General features: G+C 62.4%; 23 protein-coding genes and 1 pseudogene. 17 read left to right on the top strand and 7 right to left on the bottom strand.

Going from position 1 to position 17,811, the window contains the following annotated elements; translation table 11 throughout:
* The 11 genes and pseudogenes from nifH to ACR65W_RS14345 all read left to right on the top strand — a co-directional run.
* Nucleotides 1–330, top strand: a pseudogene (gene nifH / locus ACR65W_RS14395) (nitrogenase reductase); the annotation flags it as partial.
* A gap of 48 nt (nucleotides 331–378) precedes the next feature.
* Nucleotides 379–1,107 carry a nitrogen fixation protein NifQ gene (locus ACR65W_RS14390; protein ID WP_434501281.1) on the top strand — a complete coding sequence of 243 codons (729 nt, stop codon included), beginning with the start codon at nucleotides 379–381 and terminating at the stop codon, nucleotides 1,105–1,107.
* A gap of 137 nt (nucleotides 1,108–1,244) precedes the next feature.
* Nucleotides 1,245–1,565, top strand: coding sequence for a HesB/IscA family protein (locus ACR65W_RS14385; protein ID WP_175095886.1), 321 nt, complete (start codon nucleotides 1,245–1,247; stop codon nucleotides 1,563–1,565).
* 95 nt (nucleotides 1,566–1,660) lie between these two features.
* Nucleotides 1,661–2,848 carry a homocitrate synthase gene (nifV, locus tag ACR65W_RS14380; RefSeq protein WP_434501280.1) on the top strand — a complete coding sequence of 396 codons (1,188 nt, stop codon included), beginning with the start codon at nucleotides 1,661–1,663 and terminating at the stop codon, nucleotides 2,846–2,848.
* 26 nt (nucleotides 2,849–2,874) lie between these two features.
* The gene (gene cysE, locus ACR65W_RS14375) at nucleotides 2,875–3,651 is read left to right on the top strand and encodes a serine O-acetyltransferase (protein WP_434501279.1); all 777 of its coding nucleotides are present in this window, start codon (nucleotides 2,875–2,877) and stop codon (nucleotides 3,649–3,651) included.
* Complete coding sequence (nifW, locus tag ACR65W_RS14370) at nucleotides 3,648–3,989, top strand: nitrogenase stabilizing/protective protein NifW (protein WP_434501278.1); 342 nt, start codon at nucleotides 3,648–3,650, stop codon at nucleotides 3,987–3,989. Before cysE ends, nifW begins: the two co-directional genes overlap by 4 nt.
* 29 nt (nucleotides 3,990–4,018) lie before the next feature.
* Nucleotides 4,019–4,861, top strand: a complete 843-nt coding sequence (locus ACR65W_RS14365; RefSeq protein WP_434501277.1) for an electron transfer flavoprotein subunit beta/FixA family protein — start codon at nucleotides 4,019–4,021, stop codon at nucleotides 4,859–4,861.
* A gap of 22 nt (nucleotides 4,862–4,883) precedes the next feature.
* Nucleotides 4,884–5,987 (top strand): electron transfer flavoprotein subunit alpha/FixB family protein, encoded by a 1,104-nt coding sequence (locus ACR65W_RS14360; RefSeq protein ID WP_196400930.1) that lies wholly within the window; start codon nucleotides 4,884–4,886, stop codon nucleotides 5,985–5,987.
* 11 nt (nucleotides 5,988–5,998) lie between these two features.
* A complete protein-coding gene (locus ACR65W_RS14355; RefSeq protein WP_434501276.1) occupies nucleotides 5,999–7,306 on the top strand; it encodes an FAD-dependent oxidoreductase in 1,308 nt (435 codons plus the stop codon).
* A 32-nt stretch (nucleotides 7,307–7,338) separates the two neighbouring features.
* A complete protein-coding gene (locus tag ACR65W_RS14350) occupies nucleotides 7,339–7,635 on the top strand; it encodes a ferredoxin family protein (protein ID WP_123174937.1) in 297 nt (98 codons plus the stop codon).
* 39 nt (nucleotides 7,636–7,674) lie between these two features.
* Entirely contained in the window at nucleotides 7,675–8,292 is a 618-nt protein-coding gene (locus tag ACR65W_RS14345) for a glutathione S-transferase family protein (protein ID WP_434501275.1), read from the top strand.
* Between the two features lie 126 nt (nucleotides 8,293–8,418).
* On the opposite strand, the gene ACR65W_RS14340 is transcribed toward ACR65W_RS14345, so the two are convergent.
* The 4 genes from ACR65W_RS14340 to ACR65W_RS14325 form a co-directional block, all read right to left on the bottom strand.
* A complete protein-coding gene (locus tag ACR65W_RS14340; RefSeq protein WP_434501274.1) occupies nucleotides 8,419–8,844 on the bottom strand; it encodes a group II truncated hemoglobin in 426 nt (141 codons plus the stop codon).
* Between the two features lie 11 nt (nucleotides 8,845–8,855).
* The gene (locus ACR65W_RS14335) at nucleotides 8,856–9,725 is read right to left on the bottom strand and encodes a xanthine dehydrogenase (RefSeq protein WP_434501273.1); all 870 of its coding nucleotides are present in this window, start codon (nucleotides 9,723–9,725) and stop codon (nucleotides 8,856–8,858) included.
* A gap of 80 nt (nucleotides 9,726–9,805) precedes the next feature.
* On the bottom strand, nucleotides 9,806–10,120 hold the full coding sequence (locus tag ACR65W_RS14330) for a hypothetical protein (RefSeq protein WP_196403155.1): 315 nt from the start codon (nucleotides 10,118–10,120) through the stop codon (nucleotides 9,806–9,808).
* Nucleotides 10,121–10,175: 55 nt separating this feature from the next.
* Nucleotides 10,176–10,508, bottom strand: a complete 333-nt coding sequence (locus ACR65W_RS14325; RefSeq protein WP_434501272.1) for a Rieske 2Fe-2S domain-containing protein — start codon at nucleotides 10,506–10,508, stop codon at nucleotides 10,176–10,178.
* A 79-nt stretch (nucleotides 10,509–10,587) separates the two neighbouring features.
* Here ACR65W_RS14325 and ACR65W_RS14320 point away from each other — a divergent pair, with 79 nt between their 5' ends.
* Genes ACR65W_RS14320 through ACR65W_RS14310 form a run of 3 tightly spaced genes read left to right on the top strand, consistent with a single transcriptional unit; the run spans nucleotide 10,588 to nucleotide 11,503 of the window.
* Entirely contained in the window at nucleotides 10,588–10,830 is a 243-nt protein-coding gene (locus tag ACR65W_RS14320) for a hypothetical protein (RefSeq protein ID WP_434501271.1), read from the top strand.
* A complete protein-coding gene (locus ACR65W_RS14315; protein WP_434501270.1) occupies nucleotides 10,827–11,045 on the top strand; it encodes a type II toxin-antitoxin system HicB family antitoxin in 219 nt (72 codons plus the stop codon). The genes ACR65W_RS14320 and ACR65W_RS14315 overlap by 4 nt, the downstream gene beginning before the upstream one ends.
* A complete protein-coding gene (locus ACR65W_RS14310) occupies nucleotides 11,042–11,503 on the top strand; it encodes a hypothetical protein (RefSeq protein ID WP_434501269.1) in 462 nt (153 codons plus the stop codon). Before ACR65W_RS14315 ends, ACR65W_RS14310 begins: the two co-directional genes overlap by 4 nt.
* 6 nt (nucleotides 11,504–11,509) lie before the next feature.
* Here the strand turns inward: ACR65W_RS14310 and ACR65W_RS14305 are convergent, their stop codons facing one another.
* From ACR65W_RS14305 to ACR65W_RS14295, 3 genes are read right to left on the bottom strand one after another with little or no spacing between them, the layout of a single operon-like run.
* Complete coding sequence (locus tag ACR65W_RS14305; protein ID WP_434501285.1) at nucleotides 11,510–12,112, bottom strand: DUF938 domain-containing protein; 603 nt, start codon at nucleotides 12,110–12,112, stop codon at nucleotides 11,510–11,512.
* Nucleotides 12,113–12,128: 16 nt separating this feature from the next.
* The gene (locus ACR65W_RS14300) at nucleotides 12,129–13,826 is read right to left on the bottom strand and encodes an AAA family ATPase (RefSeq protein ID WP_434501268.1); all 1,698 of its coding nucleotides are present in this window, start codon (nucleotides 13,824–13,826) and stop codon (nucleotides 12,129–12,131) included.
* Entirely contained in the window at nucleotides 13,823–15,478 is a 1,656-nt protein-coding gene (locus ACR65W_RS14295) for a SagB/ThcOx family dehydrogenase (RefSeq protein WP_434501267.1), read from the bottom strand. Before ACR65W_RS14295 ends, ACR65W_RS14300 begins: the two co-directional genes overlap by 4 nt.
* 276 nt (nucleotides 15,479–15,754) lie before the next feature.
* Between ACR65W_RS14295 and ACR65W_RS14290 the strand changes: the two genes are divergently transcribed.
* The 3 genes from ACR65W_RS14290 to ACR65W_RS14280 all read left to right on the top strand — a co-directional run bounded on the left by ACR65W_RS14290 (nucleotide 15,755) and on the right by ACR65W_RS14280 (nucleotide 17,770).
* Entirely contained in the window at nucleotides 15,755–16,717 is a 963-nt protein-coding gene (locus ACR65W_RS14290; protein ID WP_434501266.1) for a PDR/VanB family oxidoreductase, read from the top strand.
* Between the two features lie 341 nt (nucleotides 16,718–17,058).
* The gene (locus ACR65W_RS14285) at nucleotides 17,059–17,226 is read left to right on the top strand and encodes a photosynthetic reaction center cytochrome c subunit family protein (RefSeq protein ID WP_434502733.1); all 168 of its coding nucleotides are present in this window, start codon (nucleotides 17,059–17,061) and stop codon (nucleotides 17,224–17,226) included.
* Nucleotides 17,227–17,437: 211 nt separating this feature from the next.
* Entirely contained in the window at nucleotides 17,438–17,770 is a 333-nt protein-coding gene (locus tag ACR65W_RS14280) for a hypothetical protein (RefSeq protein ID WP_434501264.1), read from the top strand.
* Nucleotides 17,771–17,811: the final 41 nt, after the last annotated feature.

Here is a 17,811-nt window from a genome sequence, read left to right as displayed (position 1 = left end):
GAGCGTCAGACCGACAAGGAGCTGGAGCTTGCGGAAGCTCTGGCGAAGAAGCTCGGCACGACGCTGATCTACTTCGTGCCGCGCGACAATATCGTGCAGCACGCGGAGCTGCGCCGCATGACGGTGCTGGAATATGCGCCGCAGTCCGAGCAGGCGAATCATTACCGCAATCTCGCGGTGAAGATCCACGCCAACCAGGGCAAGGGCATCATCCCGACGCCGATCACGATGGACGAGCTCGAAGACATGCTGATGGAGCACGGCATCATGAAGGCTGTGGATGAGAGCCAGATCGGCAAGACCGCGGCCGAACTCCAGGCGATCGCCTAACCCGTCAACGCATGAGCGTCGACCTCCCGCATGCGGGAGGTCGACGTTATGTTGTCAGCGGAGCGTGACGTGATGGTGCACGCCTTCCCCAATATTGAAAGCAGCGGCGCTCTCGCATCCGCGGCGACGGAAAACGGGCCAAGCGTTACTGACGCTGCGAGCGTCTATTGCGACCTGACCGGAGTTTTGCCCGAAGCGGCGAATATCGATGACGATGCGAATTTCGACCGCCACGTTCTGGCGTCGATCCTCGCCTTGGCGTCGAGCGAGGGCGGAAGTCTCGCGGCGCAAGCCGGTCTGACGGACGCTGAACTCGGCGATCTTTTTTCTCACTGCTTTTCCGCGCGAGGCATCGAATCCTGCGGTGACCACCAGGCGAGTGTCGTGGACGCCGACGAAATCGAAATGGTGCGGGAGATTCTTCTTGAGAATCGTTCCAGCGAGGGCGAATTCGGCCGCTGGCTCGCCGCCATGATCGCGCGCCGCGCCATGGAGCCCAACCATCTTTGGGAGGATCTCGGGCTTCGGGACAGATCCGAATTGACGCGGCTGATCGTGCGCCATTACGCGCCGCTCGCCCGACGCAACGATAAGAACATGCGCTGGAAGCGATTCATCTACCGCATGATGTGCGAGAACGACGGTTTCGTCATGTGCAGCACGCCCGTGTGTTCGAACTGCGCCGATTACGCGCTCTGCTATGGCGCGGAAACCGGAACCAGCCGCATCGCGTCGGCAACGCAATCGACCGCAACGCCCGCCGGACAGACAGTGTAAGTTCATTCGAACAACTTTTGTCGAGTTTTCAACAATCTCATAATTTGCTGGCCGGACTGGCGGTTTTTGTCCGCGTTGGGGGTGGCATGTCGATTGCTTGATACAAGCACAGGCAAGTTCATCTCGGAGACTCCAATATGATCACGGTCTCGCAGGCAGCCATCGCGGCGGTAAAGGATGCGATGGCGCGGGCCTCTCAACGAGAGGGTGGTCTGCGCATCCTGGTCAAGGAAGGCGGCTGCGCCGGCTACGAGTATGTCGTCGATCTTGATCCGCAGCAGAGAAACGACGACATCGTCGTCGAGGCGGATGGCATACGCGTGCTGATTGATCCGGCCTCGCGTCCGCGCCTTGAAGGCATGACGCTCGGCTTTCGTCAGGATCTCGCCGGGTCAGGCTTCACCTTTGAGAATCCCAACGCCAGCTCGACCTGCGGCTGTCAAAAATCCTTCAACTGAAGGACGGCGCGGATGCCTGGAGCGGTTGTGCGGTTATTCCTTGGTTGCATGGAAGCGGGCGCCTGGAGCGCTCGTATGAGTCGATGACGACATATATGTTCCGAACGAGTTCGCTCTCTCCCGTCGCTTCGCCGACGCGGAAAGCGCTGGATGTGGTGTTGAACGACACCACGCTTCGGGACGGCGAGCAGGCTCCCGGCGTCGCTTTCACCTGCGAAGAAAAGCTCGAAATCGCACGCGCCTTGGCGCGCGCCGGCGTTACCGAACTCGAAGTCGGAACGCCGGCGATGGGCGACGTGGAGATCGCGATGATCCGAGCGATCGTCGACGCTCAATTGCCGCTGCGAGCGATCGCCTGGTGCCGGATGCGCGTCGAGGACGTCGATGCGGCGCTGGCGTCGGGCGTTTCGATGATCAATCTTTCCGTTCCCGTCTCCGAGACGCAGATACGTGCGAAATTACGCGGCGGGCGCGCCCAGGCGCTGGAGATCACGCGGCGCGTCGTCGCTTACGCGCGGGACAAGGGCCTCGACGTCGCAGTCGGCGGCGAAGATTCGTCGCGCGCCGAACCTGAATTCCTGATGGAGACGATGGCCGTCGCGCAAGCCGCCGGCGCCCGCCGGTTCCGGGTCGCCGACACGTTGAGCGTGCTCGATCCTTTCGCCGCTTACGATCTGATCGCCAAACTGCGCGCGCAGAGCGATCTCGAAATCGAAATCCACTGTCATGACGATCTGGGCCTCGCCACCGCCAATACCCTGGCGGGCATCAAGGCAGGCGCGACGCATGCGTCGGTCACCGTGATCGGGCTCGGCGAGCGCGCCGGCAATGCGCCGCTCGAGGAAGTCGCCGTGGCGGCGCGTCAGTTGCACAAATATGAAACCGGCATTGTGCTCACCGAATTGCGCAATGTCGCGGCGCTCGTCTCCGCCGCGGCGCGACGGCCGATCCCGCTGAACAAATCCATCGTCGGCGAGCACGTCTTCACACATGAGTCCGGCATTCACGTCGATGGGCTGCTCAAGGACCCGCGCACCTATGAAGCCTTCGATCCGAGCATGCTCGGCCGCGCGCATGAGATCGTGATCGGCAAACATTCCGGCTCAGCGGCCGTCACTGCGATACTGCGGCAATTGGATTTAGCCGTCAGCGTTGAGGAACTCGGCGAGATCGTCTCCTGCGTGCGCGCCCATGCGCTTGATCACAAGGGGCCGGTCAGCGGCGAGGCCTTGACCTCGATCTGGCGTAGCGTCTGCGCGAGCACTCACGCGAGAGGCATGTGAGCGTCATGCTCGAACGAGCCGCCGCAATGACGAACCAGGCAACGCAGGCCAAGGCGGCGGCCGCGGCGCCCGAGCCGACGCGTTTGCAGCTGATCCGTGAGGACCTGGCGTGCGTGGCGACGCGCGATCCAGCGGCCCGCGGACGCTTCGAGACGCTGCTCACCTATCCCGGACTGCACGCCGTCATTTGGCATCGCCTCGCCAACTGGCTGTGGATCAACGATCAGCGCTTCTGGGCGCGTCTCCTCTCCTGGTTCGCGCGCTTTCTGACCAATGTGGACATTCATCCCGGCGCGACGATTGGCCGACGCTTTTTTATCGACCATGGCGCCGGCGTCGTCATCGGCGAGACGGCGGTCGTCGGCGACGACGTGACGCTCTATCACGGCGTGACGCTCGGCGGCGTCTCCTGGTCGCCGGGCAAGCGCCATCCGACGCTGGAAGACGAAGTGATCATCGGCGCCGGCGCGAAGATTCTCGGTCCCATCACGATCGGCCGCAATGCGCGCGTCGGCGCCAATTCCGTCGTGATCGAAAGTGTGATGCGCGACGCGACGGTGGTCGGAATTCCGGCGAAGATCGTGCATCGCGACATCGGCCGCTGCACCTTCGATGGCCGCATCAACCTCAATCACCATCTGATGCCGGATCCGGTCGGCGAGGCATTCTCTGTCCTGCTCGATCGCGTCGAGTTCTTGGAGACGCGCGTGTCGCATCTACAAAGGCGTCTGCGGGAACGCGAACGGACCGTCAAGGCGCCCGATGGCGTCGCGCCAAAGGCGGAGCCGGCGGAAATCATATGAAGGAGACCAAAATGTCGGAGCCCTCCATTCTGGAGCAACTGAAAAAGGCGTCCTGCGCCGAAGAGTTCTTTGCGCTGCTCGGCGTCGATTACGATCCGAAAGTGGTCAATGTCGCGCGCCTCCATATTCTGCGGCGCATGGGGCAATATCTTTTCAGCGAGGATCTATGCGAGCTGGACGACGCCACGGTGACCCAGCGCTGCAAGGACTTTTTGGAGCGCGCCTACCAGGACTTCCTAAAGTCGACGCCGATCGACGAACGATTGTTCAAAGTTCACAAAGACGCCGTCAAGCCGGCGGCGCCGCCGTCATTGGTGCAGCTCAACGTTCTGAAGTGAACGCTTAAGGATCAACGGGGACAACTCTAATGCATATCGTCGTCTGCATGAAGCAAGTGCCCGACTCGGCGCAGATCCGCGTTCACCCGGTGACCAACACGATCATGCGCCAGGGCGTTCCGACGATCATCAACCCATATGATCTGTTTGCGATCGAAGAAGCGTTGCGGCTGCGTCAAAAATTCGGCGGCGCGGTCACCATCCTCACCATGGGTCCGCCCTCCGCCGAGGACAGCCTGCGCAAGGCGCTGACCTTTGGCGCTGATCGCGCTGTACTCTTGACCGACCGCTTTTTCGCGGGCGCCGACACGCTGGCGACCACATATGCGCTGGCGACGGCGATTCGCAAGATCGGCGTGGAGTTTGGCCCGCCTCACGTCGTCTTCACCGGCAAGCAGACGATCGACGGCGACACGGCGCAGGTCGGCCCCGGCGTCGCCAAGCGGCTCGGCCTGATGCAGCTCACTTATGTCTCGCATATCGACAACGTCGATCTTGAGGCGGGCACGATTGACGTCGAGCGGCGCAGCGAAGGCGGCGTGCAGAAGTTGCGCAGTAAAATGCCCTGCTTGATCTCCGTCCTCGAAGGCGTCAACGAGATGCGCATTGGTTCGCTGAGCGATGCGTTGGCGGCGGCGCGCGCGACGATCATCAAATGGAGCGCGCAAGACGCCGGCGTCGAGGACATCACCAAATGCGGGCTGCGCGGCTCGCCGACGATCGTCAAGCGCGTCTTCGCGCCGAAGCCGCGTGCGGAAAAAGCCGAATTCATCGAACTCGGCGACAAGCCGGGGGACGCTTTCGTCGATGAATTGTTCAAGCGCCGGCCGAAACTCGAAGCCGAGCTCGGGCAATTGACGCGCGGCTATTGATCTCGAAACAGGAGCGCGACACATGAACGATAAGGCAAAGGCTCCTGCTCCGGCGGGGCGCGCGGCGGCGAAAAAAGAGCTGCCCGAACATCTCAAAGCCTACAAGCACGTCTGGGTCTTCATCGAGCAGGAGCGTGGACAAGCGCATCCCGTGTCTTGGGAGTTGATGGGCGCGGGACGGATTCTCGCCGATAAGCTCGGCGTCAATCTCGCCGCGGTCGTCGTCGGCGCGCGCAACGAGGCGACGCAGGCGGTCGTGCGGGAAAGCTTCAACTACGGCGCAGATCTCGCCTATCTGGTCGCGGACGACATCCTCACGGATTACCGCAATGAGAGCTACACCAAGGCGATGACCGATCTCGTCAACGCCTATCAGCCGGAAATCCTGCTGCTGGGCGCGACGATTTTGGGACGCGATCTTGCCGGCTCGGTTGCGACGACGCTGCTGACCGGTCTCACCGCAGATTGTACGGAACTCGACGTCGATGCGGAAGGTTCGCTCGCCGCGACGCGTCCGACGTTCGGCGGCTCGCTGCTCTGCACGATCTTCACGCTCAACTATCGCCCGCAGATGGCGACCGTGCGCCCGCGTGTGATGCCGATGCCGGAGCGCGTCGAAAAGCCGATCGGCCGCGTGATCGAACATCCGCTTGGTCTGGTGGAAGATGACATTGTCACCAAAGTGTTGTCTTTTCTGCCCGACCGCGACTCGACAAAATCGAACCTGGCTTTCGCCGACGTGGTCGTCGCGGGCGGTCTCGGCCTCGGCTCTCCGGAAAACTTCCAACTCATCCGCCAGCTGGCGAGCGCGATCGGCGCGGAATTCGGCTGTTCGCGCCCGCTGGTGCAAAAGGGATGGGTCAGCTCTGACCGGCAGATCGGCCAGACCGGTAAGACGATCCGACCCAAGCTTTATATCGCCGCGGGCATTTCCGGCGCGATTCAGCATCGCGTCGGCGTCGAGGGCGCGGATTACATTGTCGCGATCAACACCGACAAGAATGCGCCAATCTTCGATTTCGCCCATGTTGGAATCGTCACCGACGCGGTACGGCTTTTGCCTGCCCTCACGGAAGCGTTCTCGAAACGATTGTCTCCGCATCAGCGCGACCGTCTAGCGAGCTAGGGGAGATAGGCATGATCGAAGAAAGATTCGACGCGATCGTTGTTGGCGCCGGCATGGCCGGCAACGCCGCCGCCCTGACCCTGGCGCGCAAGGGCCTCAAAGTCCTGCAGTTGGAGCGGGGCGAATATTCCGGCTCCAAGAACGTGCAGGGCGCGATCCTCTATTCCGACATGCTCGAGAAGCTTGTGCCGGATTTCCGCGAGGACGCGCCGCTGGAGCGCCATCTCGTCGAGCAGCGCTTCTGGATGATGGACGACAACTCCCATACGGGGCTCCATTACCGCTCGGACGAATTCAACGAGGAGCGTCCCAACCGCTACACGATCATCCGCGCGCAATTCGACAAATGGTTCTCCAAGAAGGTTCAGGAAGCCGGCGCGGTCGTGCTGTGCGAAACAACCGTCTTGGAGCTGTTGCAGGACGCCTATGGAAAAGTCATCGGCGTGCGCACGGACCGCAAGAACGGGCAGGTCGGCGCCGACGTCGTCGTGCTGGCGGAAGGCGTGAGCGGGCTGCTCGGCACAAGAGCCGGCCTGCGCAAGACGCCCGACAAGAGCAATGTCGCTCTGGCGGTGAAGGAAATGCACTTCCTCCCGCAGGAAACTCTGGAAGCCCGCTTCAATCTGCGCGGCGACGAAGGCGCGGTCATCGAGGCGGTCGGCACCATCTCGCAAGGCATGACCGGGATGGGCTTCATTTACACCAACAAGGAGTCGATCTCGCTAGGCATCGGCTGTCTCGTCGCGGACTTCGAGAAGACGGGACAGACGCCGTACGGACTGCTGGAAAAGTTCAAGCAGCATCCGTCGGTGGCGGTGCTCATCGCAGGCTCGGAAGTCAAGGAATACGCCGCGCATCTGATCCCCGAAGGCGGCTTCAAGGCGATCCCACAGCTCTATGGCGATGGCTGGGTCGTGGTTGGCGACGCCGCGCAGTTGAACAACGCCGTGCATCGCGAAGGCTCAAATCTGGCGATGACCTCCGGACGGATCGCCGCGGAAGCGATCTTCCAGATCAAATCGCGCCGCGATCCGATGACGAAGGAGAATTTGGCGCTCTACAAGAAGATGCTCGACGAATCCTTCGTCATGAAGGATTTGAAAAAATATCGCGACATGCCGGATCTGCTTCACATTCAGGCGCAGAACTTCTTCCTGACCTATCCGCAACTCGTCTCCAAGGCGATGACGAATTTCCTGCGCGTCGACGGCACGACGAAGCGGGAAAAAGAGAAGACCACGTTCCGCTCCTTCCTCGCGGCGCGTTCGCTGACCGGACTGGTCGGCGACGCGTTTCGGCTGGCGCGCGCGTGGAGGTAGTCGGGCGATCGCTCGAGCAACGGAGAAGGACAATGAGCGCAGAAGCAGCAGTCCGGGTAGAGGACAAGCTTTACCTCAATCGCTATCTCGTCGACGCCGGCCGCGCCCACATCAAGGTGCGTCCGCACACCACGCCCTCGCCGCAACTGCTCAGCCTGCTGAACGTCTGTCCGGCGCATTGCTATGAAATGAACTCGGCTGGGCAAGTCGAGATCACGACGGACGGTTGCGTCGAATGCGGCACGTGCAGGATCATCGCCGAGCCGAGCGGCGACATCGAATGGAACTATCCGCGCGGCGGCTACGGCGTGCTGTTCAAATTCGGCTAATTCAATCGACGCCGATCAGCTGCGCAAGGCCAGCCGGGAATGAAATTCTACATGACGCCCGGATCCTGCTCCACGGGCATACACATCCTGCTCGAAGAGATCGGGCTGGTCTTCGAGGCCTATATCGTCAATCTGGTCAAGGGCGATCACCTTAAGCCGGACTATCTGGCGATCAACCCGCATGGGACGATCCCGACTCTGTTGCGCGACGATGGCGTCGCGCTGACGGATTTTTACTCCATCGCCCTGTGGCTCGCGGAGACCTATCCGCGCCGCAAGCTCCTGCCGGAGAGCACGGAGGCGCGTGAGGCGGCGTTGGCCGCCATGCATTTTTGCGTTCAGCATATTCACGGCGAAGGCTTTCGACGCGTGTTCACGCCGGAGCGCTACGGCGGGCGACAGGCCGACGTCGAGGCGATCAAAGCCGAAGGACGCGAAATCGTCGTCTCGGCGCTGATCGCGATCGATACGGAACTTGCCGGCAAGGACTATGTCGCCGGCGGCTTTTCGGTCGCCGACGCGGCGCTGTTCTATGTGGAGTTTTGGGCCGACAAGACGGGCATGACGCTGCCGCGCAATTGTCAGGCGCATTACGCGCTTATGAAAACGCGCCCGGCGGTCCGTCAGGTGCTCGCTGAAGAGGGTTATCGCAGCTGATCCGAGGCGCGCGCTTCAGCCGATAGGCCGTGTGAGAGGCGCGCAGTTTTCCACGCCATGCGACAGTGCGGCCCGCGCCGCCGACAGAGAGCGCGCCTCAACGTTGACGAATGAGCCGCTCTGCGCTCAATGGCGCTTGTCATGCGCATTATCCGGGTCATTGCGCATCCAATCGGCCAGCTTTGCAAAAATTTCGCGCAGGCCTTCGCGTATGCTGGCGTCTTCGATCGTCGTATCCAGCGCGCCGTTCATGCACAGCATCCAGGCGTCGCGCTCGGCCGGACCGATGCGCAAATGGCTATGCCGCATGCGCAGGCGCGGATGCCCTTTCTTGGCGGAATAATCCTTGGGGCCGCCGAGCCATTCGGCCAGATAGACCTTCAAAATGGCGCGCGTCGGTCCAAGATCGTCGGCGTGAACGGCGCGTATGCCGCGCGCTTCCGGTAATTCGTCCATGTTGCGGTAGAAGGTTTCGACAAGCCGGTCGACCGTGTCGAAGCCGCCGATGCGATCGTATATGGATACGGTATTGTCGATAGTGGTCGTCGTCACGGCCTCAAGCCTCAGTGATAACTTACGGTAACGGGTCGCGCCCAATGTCGTGCGTGGGCCGCCCTGGCGATCACGCGATAGGCGGCGTCCGCTATGGCGCGCCCATGTTCGTCGGTGCCCGTCCAAGTCGAGGCGCGCCCGCGCGGATCGACTTCGACGAGTTTCACATTTTGCGGCACGACAACCCCGTCGCGGGCGATGCCGCGCAGGAAGCCGTCCATCGGCGAAAGGACGCGGTGACCGTCGAGGAGTCCGAGGAGGTAATCCTTGAAGATTCGCGCGCCAACGTCGAGCGGCGTGCGCCAAACGCCATCTCGGGCGGAATAAACGAAGCGGCCGCGGCCGACGCCGCCAAGGTAGCGTGGAACATGGTCGTTGGGCCGAGTTTCGCCGGTTTCGACGAGCTCGCCGGCGTGGTCGGGATGCGTCTCGATGGCGACGTCGCAGTTCAATCCGGCAGCGAAATGCGGGCCAAGGCCGATGGCGAGATTGGCGATCTTGCGCAGATTGGTCGCCATGCGGTTCTTTTGCATTCGCGCGTCGATCAACACGTCAGGCGTGCGGAGCGCGAGGAGATCGGTCAGTTGCAGCGAGGTCACGGCGACGACGCCGGTCACCGTCAAAACCCGTACGATTTCCAGCGCAGTCTCGCCGCGGTAGCCCTGAATGCCGTCGACCTCGGCGCGATCTTGGAAAAGAGCGTCGTGGAACGACATGCCACGCCGAATGACCGGCGGGTAAGGGTCGTGACTGAGCACGACGCGGTAGCCCTCCCGCGTCAGACGCGCCGCAACCGCGGAAGCAATCTCATTCGCGCCCAAAATGATCACGAAGGGCGCGCTTCGATTGGACAGAAATTCGCGCAATCGCACCTGTGTCATCGTCCCCCCGCGACTCGGCGAAAGCAAGACGCACGCCAACGACTGGAGCGGCGCGCGTCTTCGCCACGTCGCCGAAGGCGCTACAAAGCCACGTAAACGAATTTCCCCGCCTTCAGTCCGGGATAATTTTCGCGCAAGGCGTTTGCGATCTTTCCGACGAGCGTCTTGTCGGCGGCGGCCGAGACGCCGACGAAATCAGTTCCCTGCATCCAGGTTTCGAAGAAGCAGTGCAGCGTCTCGTCGTAGTCGGCGCCGGTGGGATTGGCGGTCTTGTCGCTAAGATCGGCGACTCCCGCGGCGCTGACCTCGAGACGCCAGTCGCGGTCGTCTTCGACGGACGCCATCAGTCTGGCGAGGTCGTCATTCGTCCAATCGGTCTTCAGATCCACCGCCATGCTCGCCCACCTTCCTTGCGTGATCGCCGTCTCGCAATATGCGGACCAGCGTTGTTCAGGGTTCCGCGAAGATCGGCGCGACGCCTTCCGCGTCGATATAGACGACGCCGTCTTCGATCCGCACCGGATATTCGGCGAGCGGCGTCGCATGCTCATGGGTCGGCTGGCCGCTGTTCATGTCCCATGACCAGAAATGCAGCGGACAGGTCAGCGTCGTTCCATCGAAATCGGCGTCGGCCAAGGGAATATTGGTGTGCGGACAGACTCCCTGAAACGCCCTTACGATGCCGTCTTCCGGCCAAGCGAGAACGATGAGTTGCGCGTCGGCGATGACAACGCGCATTCCGCCCTCCATGAGGGTGTCTTCCTTGCAGACGCGAACAAACATGAGGGCGCTCCGTAAGGCTGGCTGCGAATTTGCATCGACGGAGAGCAAGATTCGAGCCGTGCGTGAAGGAGACGTCGCCGTGCATAACAAGCGTCTGGAGGCGTTTCGCAATGATCCGGGCGGCGCCTGGACGCCCGCCGATTTTGAAATCACCGCCTCGCAATATGCAATCAAGTTCCGCAAGGTGACGGGAACGCATGTCGTGTTCACGCATCCTTCGGTGCCGAATTGCGTCGCCATCCCCATGAAGGCGAAGGTGAGAAGCGTTCACGTGAACGCCTTCGTCGCGATGGTGGACCTCATGGATGAGTTGGACAAATGACCGAGGCGCCCGTCTATCGAACCGAGGTGGGCCGCGGACCGCCAGAGGAGGGCGGCTATTTCGTCGTGTCTTACCCGGAGATTCCCGGCTGCTTTGGCGTCGGCGGCACGCAGGTGGAGGCCATGGAAGACGGCCGCCGCGCGCTGATCGCCGTGCTCGACGCGCTGAAGGCCGTCGACCGGCCGCCGCCCGAGGCGCGGGGAGAGAGTGCGTGAGGACGGAAAATCAGGACTCGGCCACGGCGGCGTTGCAGGAGTCTGCGGGCTGCGTCAACGCTGTGCCGGCGCTTTCCGTTCCGATGGGATTCCGGCTGTTGGCGTTGCGTTGCTTTCACAATGATCCTGATCCGCCCGCCTTCGCCTGGCTCAACCAGCGAATCTTTCGCACTCCCGACCGCATGGGTCGGCACGGGCTGTTTTTTGGCGCCGCCTTTCGGCCGGAAATCATGGATTGGCTGATTGCGCGCGTCGGCCGGCCCTCGTCGCGCGAGAGCGGCAAGTCGCGGCGCAATCCCGACTGGCCAAACATCTTCTGGCGTCGCTCGGAACGGGCGTGGCCCGACGATACGCGCACCACCGAATGGTCGATCGAGGTCGCCTTTGCGAGCGAGGATGTGGCGAACGCCTTTCGCGAACGCTGGCGCGAGCGACTGTCCGGCGGATTCGATGGCTGAAATCGCCTATGCGCGGCGGAAGATCACGCTGAGATTGTTGGCCGGCATTTCAATGACGGCAGGGTCCAAGAATCCGTTGCGCGAGGCGCAGTCGGCGACGGCCTCCAAGTCGCGCAGTCCGAAGGCCGGATCTTTCGTCTTCAGCCAAGCCTCGAATTCAATATTGCTCGGCGCCGTCTTGACGCCCTGGCGCCTATAGGGGCCGTAAAGATAGAGCGGCGCATTGCTCGGGAGGATTCTCGCTGCGCCTTTGAACAAGCCTTCCGTCGCCGACCAGGGCGAGATGTGGATCATGTTGATGCAGAGGATCGCGTCGGCTGCGTGGAGGGGCCAATCGTCCTCGCGCGTATCGAGCGCCAATGGCGCGCGAAGATTGGCGAGACCGAGCGAGAGGCGCCAGGCCGCGATGCTGCGACGCGCCGCGGCGTCGCGATCGGAAGGCCAAAAGATGAGATGCGGCAAATTTTCCGCCAAGCAAGCCGCGTGTTCGCCGGAGCCGCTGGCGATTTCGAGCACGACGCCTTGCTGCGGCAGAAGCGGACGCAACACGTCAAGAATCGCATCGCGATTGCGCGCGACCGAGGGCGACTGCAGCCGCGCCTCTTCCATGCTCACGTCCTAACCGCTATGCCGCATGCGCCGTGTCGAGGCCGCGGAAGATGGCGCAGCGGCGGAAGACGGCGAGGCTCGGCGGCACATTCTTCTGGTGGCAGAATTTCGCCGTGAGCTTCGCCAACCCCTTTATATCGCGGCCCGTGGCGGCGGGGAAAATCTCGACGAGGTCGTCGATGAGCGCGTCATCGACTTTGAGCGCGAATTGCTCGGTCATCACACGCCAGATGCGGCGCTTCGCGTCAGCGTCTGGCGGGTTGTATTTGATCAGCGCGATACAGCGCGAGACGATCGCCTCGTCGATGTCGTCGACGCGGTTCGTCGTCAGGAAGAGCAGACCATTGAAATATTCAAGCACGCGCAGGAAAACGCCGACGACGGCGTTCATGGCGATGTTGTCGTCGCGGCGCTTGATGTAAACGTCCGCTTCGTCGATCAGCATCACCGCTCCCCAGCGCTGGGCCCGGGTTAAAATCTCCTTCAGCGCCGTCTCCATCGTGGAGACATTGAGGCCCAATTGCCCGGAATGCACGCGGTACAAGGGACGCTGGATGATTTCCGAATAGACTTCCGCCGTCAGCGTTTTGCCAACGCCGGGCGGGCCGGCGCAAAGCACCGTGGTGCCGCCGGATTTGCCTTGGACGATGTCATCCATCAGCACGTCCATTTCAGCGGTGAGAATGTCGATGAGATCCGTCTGCTCCTCCGGCAGCACCAGCTTGTTCTTCAACTCGGGCTGATAGCGATAGAGCCGCATCTCGTCGACATGCACCCAGACGTGATGATGCAGATCGAGATGGAACATCAAAATGTAGGGATGCACGGGAACTTGCGTGAAGAGTCCCGGCGGAATCTGTTCGCGCAGCTCGGCGATTTCGTCCTCGCCGGAGAAATTGTTGCTCTTGCCCGCCTTGCGCAGAAAATGCCCGAGCACGTCGCCCGGCGCCTCCAGCGTCAGGTTGCGCGCCGAGAGCACCGCCTCGTCATTGACGAGGCGCGCCTCGCCGCCGCTCGTCGAAAGCACGATGACGTCCTTGCGCGTCCAATCCGTATCGCGATGCGTCGCGTTGGGGTCTTCGGCGTGAAAGCCTGAGCCCTTGCCGGAAAATTGCGCGCCATAACGGCCGCGCCAGTCGAAATACGTCTCGCTCGCCGCGTCGAAGGCCTCGATCAAAGCCGGCGTCTCGCGCAAGAAGCCCTTGGCGGCGAGGATTTCGCTGATCGTTCGGCCGACGACATCGGGCGCCATGATGCGCATGAGATTGGTTTGCAGCGTGCCCTTGGCGTTGGCCTTCAGTTCCACCAGGATCTTGCCGGCCTCGTCGTTGGAAGTCGGCACATAGTCGAAACGCGTCACGACATAGGGCAGCGCCTTGGCGGCGACGCTGGCTGTGAACAGCCAGCCGCGCAGCGCGTCGGTCGTCATATATTTTACCAGCGCCGGCAACACGTCTTCGAGATCGCCGGCTTCGAAACGCTTGCCCTGCGACTCCAGCGCCGAGCGCAGCGTCGCAAGCTGCGCGGCTCTGGCGCGCAATTCGGGACCCGACTGCTGATAGAGTTCCTCGAGGAAATCGAACTCCGCGCCGGAGAGATGCGCGAGATCGAGTTCGACTCTGTCGCCGAAGCGCAATTGCGACGAGAGTCCCGAATGGGCGGGAAAGCGCGCAATCAGCGCTTCGACATGCGGCCTTTCGATTTGGATGTTCATGTTCGCTCGCGCATCTCTTCGGGGTAGGCGGGGAGCGTCAGCATGCGCGGGTCTTCCAGCGCGGCGCCGACGGTGAAGTGGTAGATGTCCTGAAAGGCGTATTGTTCTGGCGACAGGCCCAGCATCGCGTGGATCTCGTCGTCGAAGAAGCAACCGATCCCCGTGCCGGAGAGACCAATGGCGCTGGCCCAGAGATAGAGCGCCTGGCCGATCGCGCCGGCCTCCCAGTGCAACCGGCGATAGCCGAAGCCGCCGTCCTCTTGAAGCGTGCGATCGAAGTCGGCGATCATCGCGACGGCGAAACAGCCCTTGCCGGCGATCGCCTGGCGGCAGGCGTTCATGCTCGCCTCGCGTTCGACGGCGCCTTGCCGCAGACGAAAGAGTTTGAGCGGCCCGATCTCGATCGGCGTCCAAAGCAACGCCAGCGCCGACATCTCGCGCAGCCGCGCCGTGGTTTCGGCGTCGCGCTGCAGCAGATAGAGACCCGGCTCCACGCCCTCGACGCGATGCACGAAGAGCAGCAGATTTAGCCGTGGCGGCCAGGGGAAGGGCGCCAGGCATGGCTCGGCGCCGGGAAGCGTCGACGTCAGCATGGCGCAAAACGCCTCCTGCGAGAGGCGGGCGATTCCGTCCATGCGCTGCGCGCTGCGCCGACGCCGCACCACGCGCCCGATGTCGGGCAGCGGGAAGGGGAAGGCGGGCTTGGGCGCAATGCGCGACAATGGCTCCAATGTCGGCGTGCGGGGCTTGACGCAGAACCGCGTCGCGCGGTCGACGAGCGGCCAGCCGTCGTGGTCGTCGCTCAAGCGATTTGCCGCGCCCGTCCACGTCCGCGACGCGCGCGCAAGGCTGGAGACGTCAATGGCGGGGGTCGCGTTCCCATCCACAGCGATCCACAAGAGCGCATCGGGATGTTCCTCCTCGCGCCGATGCGCGGCGTCCGGCCGATCGAGTCCGAGCAGCGCCGCGATGTCGGCGTCGCCCGGTTCGCACAAAAGATGCGCGCGCCAGCCCAGCGCGGCGGCGGCCTGCGCGGCGGCGCCGATCGCATGGCCGACGTCGAGCTGGCAATAGCGAAACGCCCGTTCGCCATATTTCCAGCTCTCGCGCCACGGGACGGAACTCAGTCCGAGCAGAAAGCCGCCCTCGGGCAGAACGAGCAGCGTTTCAAAATTAGCGCGCCGCTCCAGCGCATGATCTTCCTGCGCATAGTGATAAAGGGCGGCGGTCTCGCCGAGCCCCTCGGCGGCGTTGGCGAGGAGATAGGTTTCGGTCGGATGCAGATTGCCGGAAGAGGGATTGTTGCGCAGCGCCCACGTCGAGCCTTCGTAACTTTTCCAGGCGCTGATCCCGAAGCCGAGTTCGAGGAACAGGCCGAGCGCCATGCGGTCGAGCGGCGCGGAGCGCAGCGCCGGGCCGGGGAAAGGCGCGGTCTCTTCGCGATCGCGCAGCGGCAGTTCGATTCTCGGCGCGCCGTCGAAGCGCCGGAAGGGCGAAGGCTGCGAGGTCCAATCGAGAAAGGCCGGCCCAAGCGCATAGCGCGTCGGGGCATGTTTCGTGCGCCTGTGATAGCCGCGGATATCGCTCGGCAGCGCGTCGGCGTCTCGCATTCGGTCGTTCAAAGTCTGGAGTTCGATCTCGGCTTCAGCCATGCGGCCTCCTCGTCGCTCTCCTAATTCAAGAAGCGCGCCCAGTTTGACTGGCTGACGATCACAAACAAGATCAACGACTTTCGCCGATCTGGGGAGGAGCGCGCCGAGATGGCGACGAAGAATGTCGCACAAGACCGCCACAGCGGAGACGCAACCCTGGGCTTTTGGCCGATAGGTGACATTGTCGGTTCACTGCGGCTCGGGTCTGCGGTGACCCCAAGGGTATGCTTCTTGCTACTTTCTGCGCTCTGTTCCGCATCTTGATCGGACGACGCGATGGACGAAACTCTGCGTGAAGTGATTGTGGCCAAGAAGAGCGAGGAGGCCCACAATATGGCCTCGTTCGAACTGGTCGATCCCGCCGGCGCTGAACTGCCGACCTTCTCGCCTGGCGCGCATGTCGACGTCACGCTTCCCGGCGGCTTGGTGCGGCAGTATTCCTTATGCAACAGCGCCACGGAACGCCATCGCTACGTCATTGGCGTGTGGAACGACGCCAACAGTCGCGGCGGCTCCAAGGCGCTGCATACGCAGGTGAATGTCGGCGACAAATTGCAGGTGGGCTTGCCGAGAAACCGGTTTCGCGTGCCGCGACAAACGAAGCGCGCGATCCTGATGGCGCGGGGCATCGGCGTGACGCCGATCCTGAGCATCGCGGACCACCTCAAGCGCCAGGACATTCCGTTCGACTTGCACTACGTTTACGCAATGATGTCGCCGGGCTCATTCGGCGAGATGATCGCGACATCGAATTTCGCGGAGAATACGAAATATTATTATGAGGCGAGCGAACTCAATCAGCTGCTCAATCCAGTGACCCTTCTGCAGGACCAGCCGGAAGAGACGCAGCTCTTCATCTGTGGCGTGGATTGGTGGCAGGACCCGATCATCCACCTCGCCGAGCAGAAAGGTTGGGCGAAGGAGCGAATCCACGTCGAAAGATTCACCGCGAAAGTTCCGCCGGCCGTGCTCGACAAGGTCTTCGAAGTCAAGATCGCCAGCACGGGCGCCGTTTATAAAGTCCCCGGCGACAAGACCGTCACGGCTTTCCTCGAGGAGCAGGGCGTAAAGATTCCGACGTCCTGCGAACAGGGCATGTGCGGCACGTGCAAGATCCAGGTCATCGAAGGCGAGGCGGACCATCGCGACAAGCGTCTCTCCGATCAGGAAAAGGCCGAAGGCTTTTTCCTGGCTTGTGTCTCGCGCGCCAAGAGCGACCTGCTGGTGCTGAATCTTTAAACGCTGCGCGCGGCCGTCGTCGCGGCGTAAAAACGGCCAAGCGTACGCCAGATCGTTCCGCCTGACCGAGCTAGCGTCTGCTTTTGTTGACACTAGCTGAGCGACCCCGCTTGGCGGCCATTGGGAAGAAGCCCCACGCGGTCATGATCGGCAGCGGTTTGCCGAGCCGTACGCGCGCCTGCCTAGGGGCTTTACGCCTTCTGCCGACTTTGAGACGACGCGGTCGATATCGAGGGTGGGTCCTTTGCCGCCTTGGAACGGCTACGGGAGCGATTGGCGGGCGCCTATGAGGGCCGTCCCTATCGCGGTCAATTGCACCTTCTGTCACGCACTCGAACATCTTGTCTCAGAGTGCGCCGCAGCGCACGACCGCCTGGAATGGTTTGCAGATGATGCGCGAGGTGAACGCCGTCTATCTCGAAACGCTGAAATCGCTCTATCCCGCCAATCGGTTAGGGCCGCTAGGCGACAGCCGAAGGACAATTGCGGGACCTGTCATCAGGGCGTGAGCAAACCGCTTTACGGTCAGAGTAAGTAGAAGGACTTCCCCGAACTCGGCGGCAAGGCTGCGCGCTGACCGTCGGCTTTCGCCCGGCCGACGGCCACGTCGGCCGGGCGCTTTTTAGCCATTTTTGACATTGATGGTCGCGCACGTCTCAATACCGGCAGTTTGGAGCTTTGCTTTCGTTTCGCTGGGCGCAAAGCAGGGAGGATGACGCCGTGTGCACAGTGGAAAGCGCGCTGCAAGATGATTGCGTCAGCGTCGTTGAAAGGCAAGACGACGAAGGCGCCTATATGATCCGGATCGGGACGCTCGAGACCGTCGTCACCATTCGATTACGCCGGACCTGGGGTTCGCGCACCGCCTATCGCCTGAGCCACGCGATCAAGACGCCGCGCCAGCCGACCCCCTTTTGGAGCTGCGCGTCGGAGGCGGATACGCCAGGCGACGCACTGCGGAAGGCGATCAGCGGCTTCACGATGCATTATCGCAAAGCGGTCGGCGAAGGCTATGCGCCAGCCGAAGACTGGCTCGTTCCGGCCGGAAGCTAGGCGAGGTCGGGCTTCCAGTCCTGGACCATTTGATAGGCTTA

The sequence above is a fragment of the Methylocystis sp. genome, from assembly GCF_051062815.1.
GTDB lineage: Bacteria > Pseudomonadota > Alphaproteobacteria > Rhizobiales > Beijerinckiaceae > Methylocystis.
This window is presented reverse-complemented; position numbering and strand designations above follow the sequence as displayed.

Excerpts from the sequence above, each read along its gene's own strand:
- ACR65W_RS14335 (WP_434501273.1), bottom strand. The coding sequence starts at position 9,725 with ATGACACAGGTGCGATTGCGCGAATTTCTGTCCAATCGAAGCGCGCCC.
- nifW (WP_434501278.1), top strand. The coding sequence starts at position 3,648 with ATGAAGGAGACCAAAATGTCGGAGCCCTCCATTCTGGAGCAACTGAAA.
- ACR65W_RS14300 (WP_434501268.1), bottom strand. The coding sequence starts at position 13,826 with ATGAACATCCAAATCGAAAGGCCGCATGTCGAAGCGCTGATTGCGCGC.
- ACR65W_RS14345 (WP_434501275.1), top strand. The coding sequence starts at position 7,675 with ATGAAATTCTACATGACGCCCGGATCCTGCTCCACGGGCATACACATC.
- nifV (WP_434501280.1), top strand. The coding sequence starts at position 1,661 with ATGTTCCGAACGAGTTCGCTCTCTCCCGTCGCTTCGCCGACGCGGAAA.
- ACR65W_RS14325 (WP_434501272.1), bottom strand. The coding sequence starts at position 10,508 with ATGTTTGTTCGCGTCTGCAAGGAAGACACCCTCATGGAGGGCGGAATG.
- ACR65W_RS14295 (WP_434501267.1), bottom strand. The coding sequence starts at position 15,478 with ATGGCTGAAGCCGAGATCGAACTCCAGACTTTGAACGACCGAATGCGA.
- ACR65W_RS14315 (WP_434501270.1), top strand. The coding sequence starts at position 10,827 with ATGACCGAGGCGCCCGTCTATCGAACCGAGGTGGGCCGCGGACCGCCA.
- ACR65W_RS14390 (WP_434501281.1), top strand. The coding sequence starts at position 379 with ATGTTGTCAGCGGAGCGTGACGTGATGGTGCACGCCTTCCCCAATATT.
- cysE (WP_434501279.1), top strand. The coding sequence starts at position 2,875 with ATGACGAACCAGGCAACGCAGGCCAAGGCGGCGGCCGCGGCGCCCGAG.
- ACR65W_RS14350 (WP_123174937.1), top strand. The coding sequence starts at position 7,339 with ATGAGCGCAGAAGCAGCAGTCCGGGTAGAGGACAAGCTTTACCTCAAT.
- ACR65W_RS14305 (WP_434501285.1), bottom strand. The coding sequence starts at position 12,112 with ATGGAAGAGGCGCGGCTGCAGTCGCCCTCGGTCGCGCGCAATCGCGAT.
- ACR65W_RS14330 (WP_196403155.1), bottom strand. The coding sequence starts at position 10,120 with ATGGCGGTGGATCTGAAGACCGATTGGACGAATGACGACCTCGCCAGA.
- ACR65W_RS14360 (WP_196400930.1), top strand. The coding sequence starts at position 4,884 with ATGAACGATAAGGCAAAGGCTCCTGCTCCGGCGGGGCGCGCGGCGGCG.
- ACR65W_RS14355 (WP_434501276.1), top strand. The coding sequence starts at position 5,999 with ATGATCGAAGAAAGATTCGACGCGATCGTTGTTGGCGCCGGCATGGCC.
- ACR65W_RS14385 (WP_175095886.1), top strand. The coding sequence starts at position 1,245 with ATGATCACGGTCTCGCAGGCAGCCATCGCGGCGGTAAAGGATGCGATG.
- ACR65W_RS14365 (WP_434501277.1), top strand. The coding sequence starts at position 4,019 with ATGCATATCGTCGTCTGCATGAAGCAAGTGCCCGACTCGGCGCAGATC.
- ACR65W_RS14290 (WP_434501266.1), top strand. The coding sequence starts at position 15,755 with ATGGACGAAACTCTGCGTGAAGTGATTGTGGCCAAGAAGAGCGAGGAG.